This window comes from Aeromonas sp. AE23HZ002T15 (assembly GCF_054165525.2).
The window spans coordinates 2,839,129-2,852,774 of record NZ_CM201342.1; the positions used below are offsets into that span (position 1 = coordinate 2,839,129).

The window sequence follows — 13,646 nt, forward strand, 5'->3', positions numbered from 1 at the left end:
AGGTGAGATGATCAAGTTTTCTGTGCTGGTGGATGACGAGGTTCATCACCCGGCTTGTGTGCCGGAGAGAGGGCTGGCGCTGCTGCTGGAGTGCGATGGCCTCAGAGTGTTGTTCGATAGCGGCAGAGGGCGGGCCTTGCGCCTCAATGCCGAGGCGATGGGCGTGGATCTCGCCTCCCTCTCCCACCTGGTGCTATCCCACGGCCATTACGATCACGTGGGCGGCGTCGGTGCCCTGCCACCCTATGCCGAGCCCATCCCCCTGATCGCCTGCCCGGACGTGTTTCATGAACGGGGCTATTTCCTGCCGCTGCCGTTTCGACGCCATAACCTCTATCGTCTCTCGGGAGCGTTGGAGCCCTCGGCCCTGACTGCGAGGGGGCTGATCCCCCAGTGCTCGGCCGAGCCGGTCTGGTTGTCCGAGCGCCTGGTGTTTCTGGGATCCATCCTGAGGCGGGATCGGGCCAAGCCCTCCCTGCTCGGCTACATAGTGCGCGGCGGCCGAGTGGAGAAGGATCTCATCAGCGATGATTCCGCCATGGCCTACAAGAGTGAACAGGGGCTCATCATATTCATCGGCTGCGGCCATGCCGGGGTCGAGAATATCGTCCAGCGGGCCAGAGAGGTCTGCGGCGATGAGCGGGTGCACGCCATCATCGGCGGCCTGCACCTGAAGTTCTCGGGGGCGGGGCGCGCCAAGGCGCTGGGAGCCTATCTGGAGCAAGAAGGGGTAGGGCAGCTCTTTGCCTGCCACTGCACCGGTGACCGGAAGAAAGGGCTGCCACGGCAAACCCACATAGGGGCGGGGTTTGAATATCAATTCTGCTGAGCGGGGTATCGCGTCGGTACTTCGCGTAATGGCGTGAGTGCTCGGCACACTGCCCTGTGCGAAACGCCAGCCCTCGGGCTGGCGTTTTTGTATTTCCCACTCAACTAAGGCCTCGAAAGGGGCTGTTTATGCCTCGCCGGACAAGGATGCTATTCTGTAAACCACTAATGACTATATTGTTATTTTCAGAAGAGGGATCCTTTGCCGATGAAAATACCCTGCTCACTCCTCCTGCTCTGCGCCAGCCTGGGGTCACCCCTGGCGATGGCGGCGCAAGCCGTCCAGGACGTACCCGAGATCTGCGCCACCTGCCACAGCATGAACGGCGTCCCCAAGGAGCCGAACATTCCCAACCTGTGGGGACAGTCCGAAGCCTATATCAGCGAACAACTGCGCGCCTTTCGCAGTGGCAAGCGGGTCAGCGACTTCATGAACCCCATCATCTACCAGCTCAGCGACGAGCAGATTGCCCGCGCCGCCAAGCACTTCGCCAGCCAGGCCGAGGCCAAGACGGTCCCGCTGCACTGGAGCGGCGACAAGTGGCCGGGTGACATGGAAGCCGGTGAGCGGCTGGCCCTGGCCGGCAAGCCGGATCGCAACCTGCCCGCCTGCGTCGCCTGTCATGGCCCGAGCGGTGTCGGCGTGAGCCCGCTGTTCCCGCGCCTCGCCGGTCAGGATCCCGCCTACCTCAAGCGCCAACTGCACTACTGGAAGGCGAACAAGCGCCCGGATGGCGCCATGGGCTCCATGCCCGCCATCGCCAAGGCCCTGAGCGATGCCGAGGTGGATGCGGTGGCCAACTATTTTGCAGCGTTGGGGGTGGCGAAATGAAGGCTCTCTATCTGTTGACCTACCTGCTGGTAGGCCTGGCTCAGGCCGAATCCTTCGACGATCAGTTCAGCGTACCCCTCGGCGAGAAGGCGCCGGATGGCCAGTATCATCAGGTGCCCGACTGGTCTAAGGTGCCGGACGGCGAGATGGGGGCTGCCATCAAGCGCGGCTACAGTCTGTTCGTCAACACCCAGCAGCTCAAGGGACAGGGCCAGCCGAACAATGCCCTGCAATGCAGCCACTGCCATCTTGGCAGTGGCATCATTGCCGGCGCCAGCCCGCTGTGGGGGGCCTATCCCGCCTACCCCGCCTATCGCAAGAAGAACAACAAGGTGAACACCTATGAGGACAGGTTGCAGGGCTGCTTCCTGTTCTCGATGAATGCCAAGGGGGGCGAGCCGCCGGCCTATGACAGTCAGGCCATTCGCGATCTGGTGGCCTACTCCTACTGGCTGGCGAGCGGGGCGGCCATCAGCGACAAGCTGCCGGGCCGCAACTTCTTCTCGGTAGCCGAGCCTGTCAAGGCGCCCGACTTCCAGCGCGGTCAGGCCGTCTATATCGAACGCTGCGCCGATTGTCACGGCGCCAGCGGCGAGGGCAAGAAAGTCGCCGGGCGACATGTGTTCCCGCCGCTCTGGGGCAAGGAGAGCTACAACTGGGGGGCGGGCATGCACGGCATCGACAAGGCCGCCGCCTTCATCAAGAGCAACATGCCGCTCTCCCAGGGCGGGAGCCTCAGCGATCAGCAGGCCTGGGACGTCTCCTTCTACATCAACAGCCAGGAGCGACCGCAGGATCCCCGATTCAAGGGGGATCTCGGCCAGACCACCAGGGAGTATCACGGCAAGTATTCCCAGTACGGGCTGGCCTCGCCGGTGGATGGCCACCTGCTGGGCAGCAAGGCGTACTGACGAAAGTGGCAATGAAAACGGGGGCTCAGGCCCCTTTTTTCTTGGCCAACATAGCGTGGGGAGGATAAAAAAGCGGCAATCCGCAGATTGCCGAGAGGAATGTATTCGATGCGATCTGAGGTGGGTTGAGCGGATCGCAGGGGCAAGCCCCAGGGTCGGCAGGCATGGTCAGCGACCCTGCCCGCCTTACAGCCAGCCGGGATACGCTCTCCACCCCGGCTGACCAGCTTCGCTATCCCATCCATCCTTTATCGCATTGGCCGCGATAGGAGGACAGATGCAATAAAATCAATCTCTTACAGCATGCCCGGCACGGCGGCCTTCATCTCGGCTGGCCAGACGCCCACTTGCACTTGACCGATGTGTTCCTTCTGCAGCAGTAACATGGCGAGGCGGGATTGGCCGATGCCGCCACCGATTGTCTGGGGCATCTCGCCCGCCAGCAGAGCCTGGTGCCAGTCATACTGCAGGCGATCCTCGTCCCCGGTGGTGGCGAGCTGACGGCGCAGGGCCTCGGCGTCAACCCGGATTCCCATGGAGGAGATCTCGAAGCTGTCTTCCAGTACCGGGTTCCACACCAGGATGTCGCCGTTCAGGCCGGCCAGCCCCAGTTCGTTCTGGCTGCTCCAGTCGTCGTAGTCCGGGGCGCGCACGTCGTGGCGATCCCCGTGGGAGAGATCCCCTCCGATGCCGATAAGGAACACGGCCCCCAGCTCCTTGGCGATGGCGCGCTCGCGGCCCTTGGCATCGAAATCCGGGTAGCGGCTCAGCAACTCTTCACTGTGCAGGAACTGGATCTCGCTCGGCAGGAAGGGGGTCAGCTCGTGCTCGGCGCAGACCGCGCGCTCGGTGGCCTTGATGGCGCTCCAGATACCGCGCACCGTCTCCTGCAGATAGGCCAGATCCCGGCGCTCGCTCGGCATCACCTTCTCCCAGTCCCACTGATCCACGTAGACGGAGTGGATGGGGGTCAGGCGGTCTTCATCCGGGCGCAGCGCCTTCATGTGGGTGTAGATGCCCTCGCCCGGGCCGAAACCGAAGCGGCCCAGGGTCTGGCGCTTCCACTTGGCGAGGGAATGCACCACCTCGTAGCTGTGCTCGGGGAGTGTCTTCACCTTGACCTGCACCGCATGCTCGCAGCCGGAGAGGTTGTCCTGGGTGCCGTCACCGACCCGGCTCAGGATGGGGGCTTGCACCTCCATCAGGCCGAGCTGCTGGGCGAGTTGGCGGGAGAACATCTCTTTGACGAAACTGATCTGCTGTTGGCTGCGAATGTAGTGCTGTTTCATGGTGATTACCTGTCTAAAACCCGTTGAATGTGGCGATTCTTCAACAGATGGCTACTTAAATTCAATATTCGATAATAGAAATAGGCTTTGCGTGTTTTTTTCTTCAAAATAAGCGCTTGGTTACTGAGATATCGTCAACGGGAGTGCAAAAAAGTGCCAGAAAATTATCGGATCGATAATCTCGATCAGGCCATCCTCACCGCCCTGATGGAGAATGCGCGGCTTCCCTATGCGGAGCTTGCAAAACAACTGCTGGTCAGCCCGGGGACCATCCATGTGCGGGTGGAGAAGATGAAGCAGGGGGGGATCATAGAGGGGACCCGGGTGCAGGTGAACGCCAAGAAGCTGGGCTATGACGTCTGCTGCTTTATCGGTATCAACCTCAAGAGCGCCAAGGATTACCCCTCGGCGCTGGCCAAGCTGCAGGCCCTGGACGAGGTGGTAGAGGCCTACTACACCACGGGTCACTACAGCATCTTCATGAAGGTGATGACCCGCTCCATCGACGAGCTGCAGACGGTGCTGATCCACAAGATTCAGACCATAGATGAGATCCAGTCCACCGAGACCCTGATCTCCTTGCAGAACCCGATCCTGCGGGATGTAAAACCCTGATGGGAATGGCTTTTACGTCAGGGGCGGGAAGCCTCCCCCTGGCATAAGGGTCTGTGTGCCTTGCCCGCTACGCTGCTACGGGGGTCAGGGCTTGCCGACGGCTGCCCATAACCAGGTGAGCCATGTGGGTGGCACTGAGTTGAGCAGGCTAGCGCCGCCCTGAGCACGCCTTTGACCCCTTGCTTGGGTTGCCAAGCAGGCCGTTCAGACAGCTGTGAAGTTAGCCATTTAAAGACTGCATGCGATGTTTTCTATTTAAACGTAGACGTTTGACTGCCACACAGGGGCGGTCGCCAAGGGAGCCAGCACTGATAACCCTTGTCAGGGGGCGACATAGGGGATGCCGTACTTGATGTAGAGGGCCTTGAGCCGGCCATCCTGCTTCATGTGCAGCAACTCGGTATCGTAGGCGGCCATCAGGGCCGGGGTGTCGGCATCGGCGCGGGCGCGGGTCCAGGCATTGAAGTAGGGGCTGGTACGCAGGGGTTTGGGCAGGTAGTCGAGCTGGCCTTCCAGATGCTCCTCCTTGATCTGGGCGAAGGCGGTGACCAGGGGCATGGGCACCAGATCGATGCGCCCGGCGATCAGTTTACGCAGTTGCAGCGAGTTGATGGGGATCTCCTGGAAGTGGTAGGCCGGATCCTGGCTGGCGGCCATCAGCTCCGGGGTATAGGCGAAATCCCTGGTGATGCCGATGCGCCAGGGTTTGAGGTCGGCGAGCTGGTCGTAGTGGATCTTCTCCTTGTCGCCCTTGCGCACGAAGAAGTGCCAGCTGTGCAGCAGGTGAGCCTGCTTCGGGTAGATGAGGTAGGACTCCCGCTCCGGCTTGTAGGAGTGGGTCAGCACCAGGTCGTAGTCGCCGCCCTGGGCGTTGCGGGTGAGGCGGGCGCCGGATTCGGTCAAGTCTATCTTGATCGGTACCCTGAGCGCCTCGAAGATGGTGCTGATCAGATCCACATCCAGTCCCTGAGGTCGGCCATCGGCATCCAGCCACTTCAGGGGCGGTTCTATGGTGCCGCCGATGACCAGCGTCTTGGCAGACAGCCAGCAGGGCAACAGCAGACAGAGCAGCAGCAAGGCTCGCAAATCATATCTCCTGAGTGCGCGGGGCAGGTGCACGATCATTTGGGTATAGTAGCCAGCATCTATGTCACAGAGGCGACCGCGGATGGCGAATCCTGAAATAGAAAGCGAGCTGGACGGCATCGACAGAGTTTCGGTCTGTCTCTATCGCCTTGGCCTCAGTCTGGCAGCTTTGCTGTTGCTGTGTCGAGGGGTCAGCCTGTTGATTGGGCAGGATATTTTATCGCACCGGTCTTGGTTGACGGCGCTGGTGGTGGGGAGCGGCCTGTGCGGCTTCTGCCTGCATATCTATGACAAGCGAGTGCGCTTCCTGCTGCAGGGGTTTGCCTGGGGCGGCCTGATGCTGGCCGCCGCCGGGGTGCCGGATGCCCTGGTGCTGGGGACGGCGCTGGCCACCCTGAGCGGGCTGGCGTTCAAGGAGCAGTTCTGTTTCGCCATCCCGGGTATCCGGCTGTTGCCGTTGTTGCTCCCCCTGCTGTGGCTGCTGGAGGGGCTCAGGCTGGGGTGGGGGGCGGCGCTGGTGGCCCTGGTGAGCGGAGCCTTGCTTGCCCTGCTCAGTCTGGCCAAGTGGCGCATGCCGCTGCATTTCGATATCGGGGATCGGAGCCGCTACCAGCTCTAGGTGGCTTGGCACTGCTTCATCTGCTGGTTGAGGGCGGCCATCACCTGCCGGCGACTGATGAGGCCCGTCACCTTGCCCTGCAGCAGCACCGGATAGATCTTGGGTCTGGCCCCCGTCATCTGGCGGGCCAGATCCAGGATGCTGTCGTCCGGGTCGACCGAGAGGGGCGTGCGGCTCATCAGATCCTCTACCTTGGTGCGGGTATCGCAGTAGTAGCTGCCGCTGAGCAGGCTGGGGATGCAGTCCTGCTCGGACAGGAAGCCGACGAGCTGGCGCTGGGCGTTCAGCACCGGCAGGCCGCTCAGGCCGGCGCTGTGCAGCCGGTCCAGTGCCTCGGCGAGGCTGAGTTCCGGGCTGAGGAAATGGGTGAGGCGCTGCATATGATCGCGAACTTGTAGCATGATGGGTCTCCGTGCGTTTCAATGGAGTCACTATGCCCGCCGGGATGGGGGACGGGCCAATGGGTTATGCCTCGCCCATTGATAGGCGTTGGGCGCGAGGTGTGGCCAGCCGGGTGCTCAGGCTGGCGCTATCAGACAAGGAGAGGTTATGCGTGCATTGGTGACGGGCTGTGGCCGCCGACTGGGTTTCTACCTGTGCGAGCGGCTGGTGGCATCGGGTTGGCAGGTGACGGGCAGCTATCGCAGCGAGCGGCCCGAGCTGGCGCACCTGCGCGCCCTCGGGGTGGAGCTGGTGCAGGCAGACTTTGCCGGCGAGGGGGAGGTGGAGCGGCTGATCGACGCCCTGGCCGCTCACGAGGATCTCGGGCTCATCATCCACAACGCCTCGGCCTTCGAGCCCGAGGCTTCAGACGCGGCGGCGCAGCGCGAGCAGTTCGAGCGCTTCTACCGGGTGCATATGGCGGCGCCCTTCGCACTGAACCGGGCGCTGGCCCCCCGGCTGGCGCGCCAGGGCAACGCCAGCATCATCCACATCACCGACATCTACATTCACGCACCGGCCCCCCAGTTTGCCGCCTATGTGGCCACCAAGGCGGGGGCCCATTCGCTGGCCATGAGCTTCGCCCGCGAGTTGGCGCCCGGGGTGCGGGTCAACACCATAGAGCCCGGTCCCATACTGTTTCTCGATGAACACGGGGATGCCTGGCGCCAGCAGGTGCTGGCCAGGACGCCCCTGGCGCGGGAGGGGGGGCTGGCACCTATCTGGCAGGCGGTGCAGCTCCTGATGACCAACGACTACATGACGGGGGCCAGCATCCGGGTGGATGGCGGCCGCGCCCTGGCGGTCATCTAGGCGGTAATCCCCGGCCACTGGCCGGGGGAGACGACGGCCTCAGTGGCGGGGGCCGTCCGGATGGGGGGAGGCTGTCTGGGGCTGGGCGGGGATCTTGCCCTCCTCCAGCGGTTGCCACAGCTCGACGGGGCTCTGCCCGAGCAGGGGGGCCGTGAAGACCTTGCTGGTCGGCAGCCGCAGCACCACCTTGCGCTCGTGCACCTGACCCAGGCCATAGAACTCGGCGAGCAGTTCTCCCAGGTAGGTATCCACCCCGGCGCTCGCGAAGTCGTCCCCCAGCCCCTGGGCCAGGATGTCGATATCCAAGGGTCTGTCCGTCACCTTGCACAGGGGATGGCTGCGATCCCGGCCGTGGGCCAGCTCCATGAGGACGAACTCCGCCTTCAGCTGGGGCTGGGAGAGCTCGCTCTCGATGACGAACAGGCAGTTGAGAAAGTCGTGGCGCGAGTGCATGCCCACCGGCTTGGTCTGGATCACCGAACTCAGCCGCAGATGGCCGAAGCGGGCAAGCAATTCGGCCACGGCTTGACCGACGTGCTGGGCCGGCTCCAGATTCGATCCAATGCTACACAGATAGAACATGCTGTCCGCTTCCTTGGGATAGGCTCGTTTGAAATATATACGCAGCTCACGGTTATCGTGTTCACTATGAATTAACATGGTTTTATCTGTTGTGATCCAACTCTGATTGGCAGAAAGGAGGTCCATATGAGTGTTGAGATGAAATGGGCGTTGTTGACCGCCTCCGGGGCCCTGGCCCTGATCCTCGTCATCTGTGTGTTATCCGTCGGGCTGGCATAAGCGCTCCGATCGAGACGAACCGGCCCCTTGGCCGGTTTTGCTTTTTGGGGGAGTGCGGATATGCTGACCCACCCATGAAAAAGCGAGACAGTTCGAGATGACCAAGGTACGGCCGCGTTCTCTTCTTCAGGTGGTGTTGATGGGCTTCGTGCTGGTCTTGATGCCCCTGGGGGGCATGATCTGGCACGACAGCCAGGCGCTCTCCCACCTGAGCCAGCTGACCAGCGATGAGCTGGAGCGGGCGGTGCGCGATACCCGGCGGGCGACCCTGCTCGGCGCCCAGGCGGTCGATCTGGAACGCACCCTGCGCCGTTACGCGATCCTGGGGGACGAGCGCATCCTCGGCAGCTATCAGCAGCAGTTGGCGAGCTATCGGGCCCTGCTCGCCACCCATCAGCAGTCCATTCCTGACGCGACCGCCTATGAGGGCCTCGAGTCCTCCCTGAGCTGGCTGGACAGCCTGCAGGATCTGCGCAAGGCCAGGAATGAGACCGCCAGCCCCCGGTTTGAGGAGTTCAACCGGCTCAACGACCAGCTGGAGGAGATCACCAGCGGCCGGGTCGATGAGCAGGTGGTGCGCATGCGCACCGCCATCGCCGATCTGAGAACCGAGATCTGGTGGGCCAGCGGCTTCGTGGCCGTGCTCAGCCTGCTGTTGGCGCTGCTGTTCACCTACCTCATCATCCACCCCGTACGTCAGATTGAGTCGCGGATCCTGAGCCTGGGCGCAGGTGTGGAGCCGGACAAGCGCTCGGTGGACGGACCCGCCGAGCTGGTGCTGCTGGGGGAGCGGATCGGCTGGCTGCACGAGAAGCTCAAGGAGCTGGAACAACAGAAGTATCAGTTCCTGCGCCACGTCTCCCACGAGTTGAAGACCCCGCTGGCCGTGTTGAGGGAGGGGGCGGATCTGCTGTCGGAGCAGCTGGTGGGCCCCCTCAATCCGGATCAGCAGGAGATCTGCCAGATGCTGGAGGAGAACAGCCGCCGTCTGCAGACCCTGATCGAGCGGCTGCTGGACTTCAATCGTCTCAGCCAGCAGGAGGTGTTCAGCTTCACTGCGGTACCTTTGGGTCCCTTGTTGTCAGAATTGTCCGCAGAGTACCGGCTGGCGCTGGAATCCAAGGAAATCAGTGTACACTTGCCGTCCGAACCGCTCAGTCTGCAGGCAGAACCCTATCGCCTGCGGCTCATCCTGGACAACCTGTTTTCCAACGCCGTCAGCTACGGTGCCAAGGGGGGGCAGATCTGGATCCGGGCCGGTGTGGAGGCCGGCGGCAGCTGGCTGGAAGTGGCCAATGAAGGGCCTGCCATCCCCCCTGCGGAGCGTGAGCGGATCTTCGAGCCGTTCGAGCAGGGCAGCACGGTACGCCAGGGACTGTTGAAGGGCTCCGGGATGGGCCTCTCCATCGCCCGCGAGTCGGCGATGAGCCTGGGAGGAGAGTTGAAACTGGTCGACGATGAGCAGGCGGATGTCTGCTTCCGGTTGACGCTGAAGTGATACCCGAACCGGCGCTATTCAGGATATCCGGTGACAGGGTGATGAAGATGAGATTGATTGACGCCAGACAGGCCTCTGCCTGTCTCCCGCTTGGATCTGAAGTGAAGTCCACAATGAAACGATTTGTTGTTCCCATATTGATGATGAGCCTGCTGCCTGGCTGTTCCATGTTTCCATCGGGCAGTCTGACGACGCCCTCCGATGAGGCCGTCGCCAAGCGCATGGAATTTGCCAACAAGGAGATGCAGGTCCGCCTGCAGTACTCGGATTGGCTGCTGGCCAGCCATCCCCAGCAGCGGGTGCAGGAGCGCCAGCGGCTCAAAGGCGCCAGCGACCTCGAGAGCCGGGTCAGCCTGGCCATGGTCAACACCCATCCGTCCGAGTCGGTGGCGAGTCGCCGGGCCGGGCTGGATCAGCTCAAGTCGCTGCTGCCCGAGCTCGGGCTGGATGCCCAGGCCTTCCTGCGCAGCTGGATAGCCCTCGGCGAGGAGTTGCTGGCCAGGGACAGCCGCCGCGATGATCAGAGTCAGGAGGTACAGCGTCTTCGCCGCCAGATCGAACAGCTCACCGCCATCGACGAGCAGCTGAATCGGCGTAAGCTCAATGGTGGGGCCCAGCCATGACGAGACGGTCTGGGGAGGGCATGAGCGCCACAATCGGGGCGAAAGGGGGAATGGCATGAGCCGCATTCTGCTGGTGGACGACGACGCCAGCCTGCTCAAGCTGATGAGCATGCGCCTGCGCAGCCAGGGCTATGAGGTGGATACCGCGGACAGCGCCGAGGGTGCGCTGGACAGGCTGCGCCAGCAGCGGGCCGACCTGGTGCTGAGCGACCTGCGCATGGGGGGCATGGACGGGTTGGCGCTGTTCGAGCGGATCCAGTCCCAGTGGCTCGGCATGCCGGTCATCATCATGACCGCCCATGGCACCATCCCCGACGCCATCCAGGCGACCCGCTCCGGGGTGTTCAGCTTCCTCACCAAGCCCATCGACAAGGATGAGCTGCTGGTCACCATAGAGCATGCCCTCAGCCTCACGCGTCCCAAGCAGCAGCAGGAGTGGCAGTCCCTCATTCAGACCCGCAACCCGCAGATGGAGCAGTTGCTGATCCAGGCGAGCAGCATAGCCGCCATGGAGGTGCCCGTGCTGATCCTGGGGCCTTCCGGCTCGGGTAAGGGTGTGATGACCCAGGCCCTACATCAGGCCAGCAGCCGGCACGACAAGCCGCTGCACGCCATCAACTGCGCCGCCCTGCCCTGGGCCGCGCTGGATCTGCAGCTGTTCGGGGAGGATGGTCAGTCCGGCCTGTTCGCCCAGGCCAAGGGCGCCACCCTCTTCCTCGACGAGATAGGCAACCTGTCGGAGTCCCTGCAGGCCAAGTTGCTGCAGGTGCTGGCGGAATATGGGCAGGGGACTCCCGAGGTGAGGGTCATCAGCTCCAGCCATCAGGATCTGGTCACGGCCATGGAGGAGGGGCGTTTTCGGGAGGATCTCTTCTATCGCCTCAACGTCGCCAACATCACCCTGCCTCCCCTGAGCGCCCGCAGCGAGGACATTCCCCTGCTGGCGCGTCAGGCGCTGGACGATTACCGCAGCCGCAACGACAGCTGCGCCGCCCTCGGCTTCTCGCCGGAGGCGCTGGCCCTGCTGGCGGCGGCGGCCTGGCCCGGCAACGTGCGCCAGCTGTACGGGGTGGTGGAACAGCTCGCCAGCCTCTGCTGCAGCCCGGTGATCGGTGCCGCCATGGTGGAGTCGGCCCTGAGCGGTGGCGGCGGTGGCATCCCCTCCTTCAACGAGGCCCGCGCCGAGTTCGAGAAGGAGTACCTGATCCGCTTGCTGCGCACCACGGAAGGCAATGTGACCCTGGCGGCCAACATGGCGGGCCGCAATCGCACCGATTTTTACAAGTTGCTGAATCGCCACAGCATAGAGGCGGCGAACTTCAAGCTGAAGGGCTGATCCCAAGGGATCAACAAGGGGTAAATGAAAACGCCCTGACCACTCGGTGGTCAGGGCGTTTTGCTAATCAGTGTCTTGCAGGCTCAGGCGGGGTCGGTCGCATTGGTCGTGGCTTGAGCCTTCAGGGTTTTATGGGAGAGCCAGAGGCCGCTCGCCTTCATCAGGTAGCCGAACAAGGCACCAATCACGAGGGACGGCAGGATCAGTCGCCACTCCCCGGCCGCGCCGAAGGTGGCGCAGCAACCGGCGAAGGTACCGGGAATGTAGGCGAGCCACTGCTGCTTGGCCTGCACGCACATCAGGGTCGCGACCACCCCGGTCATCAGATAGCCCGCCATGCCGGCTCCCCACCAGCTCGCCCCATGGATCAGCAACAGGGCCCACAGCATGCCGGTGGCGTTGCACAGCAGGGTCTGCAGCAGCGCCTTGTAACCGCCGCTCGAGGCGAAATAGCTGGTGCAGCCGAGGAAGCCGACCCAGGAGATGAGGCCGAGGGCCGCGGCCAATCCGCCCCAGACGGCGGAGAGGATCCCGGTCGTGATGGCGATGGCGATCAGTGGGCTCATGTCATGATTCTCAGTGATGGATCTGGAAAAGCAGGCAGCCTACCCCTCGCAAGGGGGGCGGCAAGCAGGGGCAGGATTGTGTGTGATCTCGGTCACTCTTTTCAACTCGGGAATACGCTTGCGCTCGCGAAAAAAATTCATGGTGGCTTTTTGAGCGCTGCACCATAGTTAGAGGCCCTGTCCTGCTCCTGGAGTGAGTCTGATGGCGCCAAATGTGATCGTTCCCCTGCTGGTCTTCATCCTGCTGTTCCTGGTCGGTACCATGGCCAAGGCCCTGCCGGTCTACCAGATGATGTAAGCCGTGAAATAAAACCTCGCCGGGGCCGGTCTTGATCCATGTCGCCTCATAGCCCCGGGAGTTTCTTCATGTTGATCAAGCGTTCTACCCCCCATCACCCCACCGAGCGGGATGTCACCCCGGAATCCGTCTATCAGGATCGTCGCCTCATCCTCAAGGGCTTGGGATTGGGCGCCGCCGCGACCCTGGCCTTCCCGGCCAAGGCTAGCCTGCTGGATCTCTTCTCCACCGAGAAACCCGTGCCGGGCCCCGCCACCAAGGCACTCAACTACAAGGCCGCGACCCGACCGGAGGGGACTATCCTCACCCCGCTGGAGAAGGCGACCACCCACAACAACTTCTATGAGCTCGGCACCGACAAGGGGGATCCGGCTCGCAATGCCCACTACCTCAAGCCGGAGCCCTGGACCCTGAAGGTGGAGGGGGAGGTGGCCAAGCCCTTCACCCTGGATGTGTGGGATCTCATCAACACCACCATCCTGGAGGAGCGGATCTACCGGCTGCGCTGCGTGGAGGCCTGGTCCATGGTGCTGCCATGGAGCGGCATCTCGCTGGCGGAGATCATCCGCCGTGCCGAGCCCACCAGTCGTGCCAAGTTCGTGGCGTTCGAGACCCTCTACGATCCCGCACAGTTGCCGGGGCAGGCCTCGCGTGGCCTGGGGGGCGGCATCGATTATCCCTATGTGGAGGGGTTGCGCATGGATGAGGCGATGCACCCGCTCTCCTTCCTGGCGATGGGGCTCTACGGCAAGACGCTGCCCGCCCAGAACGGCGCCCCCATCCGGTTGGTGGTGCCCTGGAAGTACGGCTTCAAGAGCATCAAGAGCATCGTTTCCATCCGGCTGGTAGAGGAGATGCCCCCCACCACCTGGAATCTGCTGGCGCCGAACGAATATGGCTTCTACGCCAACGTCAACCCAGAGGTGGACCACCCGCGCTGGAGCCAGGCTAGCGAGCGCTTCATCGGCGAGGGGGGCATCTTCGGCGCCAAGCGCCAGCCGACCCTGATGTTCAACGGCTACGGGGACGAGGTGGCCTCCCTCTATCAGGGCATGGATCTGCGCAAATGGTACTGAGACGAGAACAGGAC

Annotated in this window: 16 protein-coding genes; 11 read left to right on the top strand and 5 right to left on the bottom strand. The window is 63.0% G+C overall.

Going from position 1 to position 13,646, the window contains the following annotated elements; translation table 11 throughout:
• The first annotated feature begins 7 nt into the window (after window positions 1–7).
• The 3 genes from ACT5M9_RS13190 (at window position 8) to ACT5M9_RS13200 (ending at window position 2,571) form a co-directional block, all read left to right on the top strand.
• Window positions 8–829, top strand: coding sequence for an MBL fold metallo-hydrolase (locus tag ACT5M9_RS13190; protein WP_457982491.1), 822 nt, complete (start codon window positions 8–10; stop codon window positions 827–829).
• Between the two features lie 207 nt (window positions 830–1,036).
• Window positions 1,037–1,660 carry a c-type cytochrome gene (locus ACT5M9_RS13195; RefSeq protein WP_457982490.1) on the top strand — a complete coding sequence of 208 codons (624 nt, stop codon included), beginning with the start codon at window positions 1,037–1,039 and terminating at the stop codon, window positions 1,658–1,660.
• Complete coding sequence (locus ACT5M9_RS13200) at window positions 1,657–2,571, top strand: c-type cytochrome (protein WP_457982489.1); 915 nt, start codon at window positions 1,657–1,659, stop codon at window positions 2,569–2,571. The genes ACT5M9_RS13195 and ACT5M9_RS13200 overlap by 4 nt, the downstream gene beginning before the upstream one ends.
• Window positions 2,572–2,867: 296 nt before the next feature.
• Here the strand turns inward: ACT5M9_RS13200 and asnA are convergent, their stop codons facing one another.
• On the bottom strand, window positions 2,868–3,860 hold the full coding sequence (gene asnA, locus ACT5M9_RS13205) for an aspartate--ammonia ligase (RefSeq protein WP_457982488.1): 993 nt from the start codon (window positions 3,858–3,860) through the stop codon (window positions 2,868–2,870).
• Between the two features lie 153 nt (window positions 3,861–4,013).
• Here asnA and asnC point away from each other — a divergent pair, with 153 nt between their 5' ends.
• Window positions 4,014–4,475: a transcriptional regulator AsnC gene (gene asnC, locus ACT5M9_RS13210; RefSeq protein ID WP_457982487.1), complete on the top strand. Its 462-nt coding sequence runs from the start codon at window positions 4,014–4,016 to the stop codon at window positions 4,473–4,475.
• A 321-nt stretch (window positions 4,476–4,796) separates the two neighbouring features.
• On the opposite strand, the gene ACT5M9_RS13215 is transcribed toward asnC, so the two are convergent.
• Window positions 4,797–5,561: a substrate-binding periplasmic protein gene (locus tag ACT5M9_RS13215; protein WP_457982485.1), complete on the bottom strand. Its 765-nt coding sequence runs from the start codon at window positions 5,559–5,561 to the stop codon at window positions 4,797–4,799.
• Window positions 5,562–5,643: 82 nt separating this feature from the next.
• Between ACT5M9_RS13215 and ACT5M9_RS13220 the strand changes: the two genes are divergently transcribed.
• Window positions 5,644–6,180, top strand: a complete 537-nt coding sequence (locus tag ACT5M9_RS13220; RefSeq protein ID WP_457982484.1) for a DUF2301 domain-containing membrane protein — start codon at window positions 5,644–5,646, stop codon at window positions 6,178–6,180.
• Here ACT5M9_RS13220 and ACT5M9_RS13225 read toward each other — a convergent pair.
• Window positions 6,177–6,581, bottom strand: a complete 405-nt coding sequence (locus ACT5M9_RS13225) for a CBS domain-containing protein (RefSeq protein ID WP_457982483.1) — start codon at window positions 6,579–6,581, stop codon at window positions 6,177–6,179. The genes ACT5M9_RS13220 and ACT5M9_RS13225 overlap by 4 nt on opposite strands.
• 148 nt (window positions 6,582–6,729) lie before the next feature.
• Between ACT5M9_RS13225 and ACT5M9_RS13230 the strand changes: the two genes are divergently transcribed.
• Window positions 6,730–7,434 carry an SDR family oxidoreductase gene (locus ACT5M9_RS13230; protein ID WP_457982482.1) on the top strand — a complete coding sequence of 235 codons (705 nt, stop codon included), beginning with the start codon at window positions 6,730–6,732 and terminating at the stop codon, window positions 7,432–7,434.
• Between the two features lie 39 nt (window positions 7,435–7,473).
• Here ACT5M9_RS13230 and ACT5M9_RS13235 read toward each other — a convergent pair whose 3' ends face one another.
• A complete protein-coding gene (locus tag ACT5M9_RS13235) occupies window positions 7,474–8,016 on the bottom strand; it encodes a 2-amino-4-hydroxy-6-hydroxymethyldihydropteridine diphosphokinase (RefSeq protein ID WP_457982481.1) in 543 nt (180 codons plus the stop codon).
• A gap of 138 nt (window positions 8,017–8,154) precedes the next feature.
• Here ACT5M9_RS13235 and cydH point away from each other — a divergent pair, with 138 nt between their 5' ends.
• The 4 genes from cydH (at window position 8,155) to ACT5M9_RS13255 (ending at window position 11,692) form a co-directional block, all read left to right on the top strand.
• Entirely contained in the window at window positions 8,155–8,235 is an 81-nt protein-coding gene (gene cydH / locus ACT5M9_RS13240; RefSeq protein WP_520395677.1) for a cytochrome bd-I oxidase subunit CydH, read from the top strand.
• A gap of 97 nt (window positions 8,236–8,332) precedes the next feature.
• Entirely contained in the window at window positions 8,333–9,733 is a 1,401-nt protein-coding gene (locus ACT5M9_RS13245) for a sensor histidine kinase (RefSeq protein WP_457982480.1), read from the top strand.
• Between the two features lie 113 nt (window positions 9,734–9,846).
• Window positions 9,847–10,356, top strand: coding sequence for a hypothetical protein (locus ACT5M9_RS13250; protein WP_457982478.1), 510 nt, complete (start codon window positions 9,847–9,849; stop codon window positions 10,354–10,356).
• Window positions 10,357–10,411: 55 nt separating this feature from the next.
• Window positions 10,412–11,692 carry a sigma 54-interacting transcriptional regulator gene (locus ACT5M9_RS13255; RefSeq protein ID WP_438551038.1) on the top strand — a complete coding sequence of 427 codons (1,281 nt, stop codon included), beginning with the start codon at window positions 10,412–10,414 and terminating at the stop codon, window positions 11,690–11,692.
• Between the two features lie 83 nt (window positions 11,693–11,775).
• Here ACT5M9_RS13255 and ACT5M9_RS13260 read toward each other — a convergent pair whose 3' ends face one another.
• Window positions 11,776–12,258 (bottom strand): DUF1097 domain-containing protein, encoded by a 483-nt coding sequence (locus ACT5M9_RS13260; protein WP_457982476.1) that lies wholly within the window; start codon window positions 12,256–12,258, stop codon window positions 11,776–11,778.
• A gap of 366 nt (window positions 12,259–12,624) precedes the next feature.
• Between ACT5M9_RS13260 and msrP the strand changes: the two genes are divergently transcribed.
• Window positions 12,625–13,632, top strand: coding sequence for a protein-methionine-sulfoxide reductase catalytic subunit MsrP (msrP, locus tag ACT5M9_RS13265; protein WP_457982474.1), 1,008 nt, complete (start codon window positions 12,625–12,627; stop codon window positions 13,630–13,632).
• Window positions 13,633–13,646: the final 14 nt, after the last annotated feature.

What these genes read in the sequence shown, in the direction of transcription:
- asnA (WP_457982488.1), bottom strand. Translation starts at nt 3,860, where the DNA reads ATGAAACAGCACTACATTCGCAGCCAACAGCAGATCAGTTTCGTCAAA.
- ACT5M9_RS13190 (WP_457982491.1), top strand. Translation starts at nt 8, where the DNA reads ATGATCAAGTTTTCTGTGCTGGTGGATGACGAGGTTCATCACCCGGCT.
- cydH (WP_520395677.1), top strand. Translation starts at nt 8,155, where the DNA reads ATGAAATGGGCGTTGTTGACCGCCTCCGGGGCCCTGGCCCTGATCCTC.
- ACT5M9_RS13260 (WP_457982476.1), bottom strand. Translation starts at nt 12,258, where the DNA reads ATGAGCCCACTGATCGCCATCGCCATCACGACCGGGATCCTCTCCGCC.
- ACT5M9_RS13255 (WP_438551038.1), top strand. Translation starts at nt 10,412, where the DNA reads ATGAGCCGCATTCTGCTGGTGGACGACGACGCCAGCCTGCTCAAGCTG.
- ACT5M9_RS13200 (WP_457982489.1), top strand. Translation starts at nt 1,657, where the DNA reads ATGAAGGCTCTCTATCTGTTGACCTACCTGCTGGTAGGCCTGGCTCAG.
- ACT5M9_RS13225 (WP_457982483.1), bottom strand. Translation starts at nt 6,581, where the DNA reads ATGCTACAAGTTCGCGATCATATGCAGCGCCTCACCCATTTCCTCAGC.
- ACT5M9_RS13220 (WP_457982484.1), top strand. Translation starts at nt 5,644, where the DNA reads ATGGCGAATCCTGAAATAGAAAGCGAGCTGGACGGCATCGACAGAGTT.
- ACT5M9_RS13195 (WP_457982490.1), top strand. Translation starts at nt 1,037, where the DNA reads ATGAAAATACCCTGCTCACTCCTCCTGCTCTGCGCCAGCCTGGGGTCA.
- ACT5M9_RS13250 (WP_457982478.1), top strand. Translation starts at nt 9,847, where the DNA reads ATGAAACGATTTGTTGTTCCCATATTGATGATGAGCCTGCTGCCTGGC.
- msrP (WP_457982474.1), top strand. Translation starts at nt 12,625, where the DNA reads ATGTTGATCAAGCGTTCTACCCCCCATCACCCCACCGAGCGGGATGTC.
- ACT5M9_RS13245 (WP_457982480.1), top strand. Translation starts at nt 8,333, where the DNA reads ATGACCAAGGTACGGCCGCGTTCTCTTCTTCAGGTGGTGTTGATGGGC.
- ACT5M9_RS13235 (WP_457982481.1), bottom strand. Translation starts at nt 8,016, where the DNA reads ATGTTCTATCTGTGTAGCATTGGATCGAATCTGGAGCCGGCCCAGCAC.
- ACT5M9_RS13230 (WP_457982482.1), top strand. Translation starts at nt 6,730, where the DNA reads ATGCGTGCATTGGTGACGGGCTGTGGCCGCCGACTGGGTTTCTACCTG.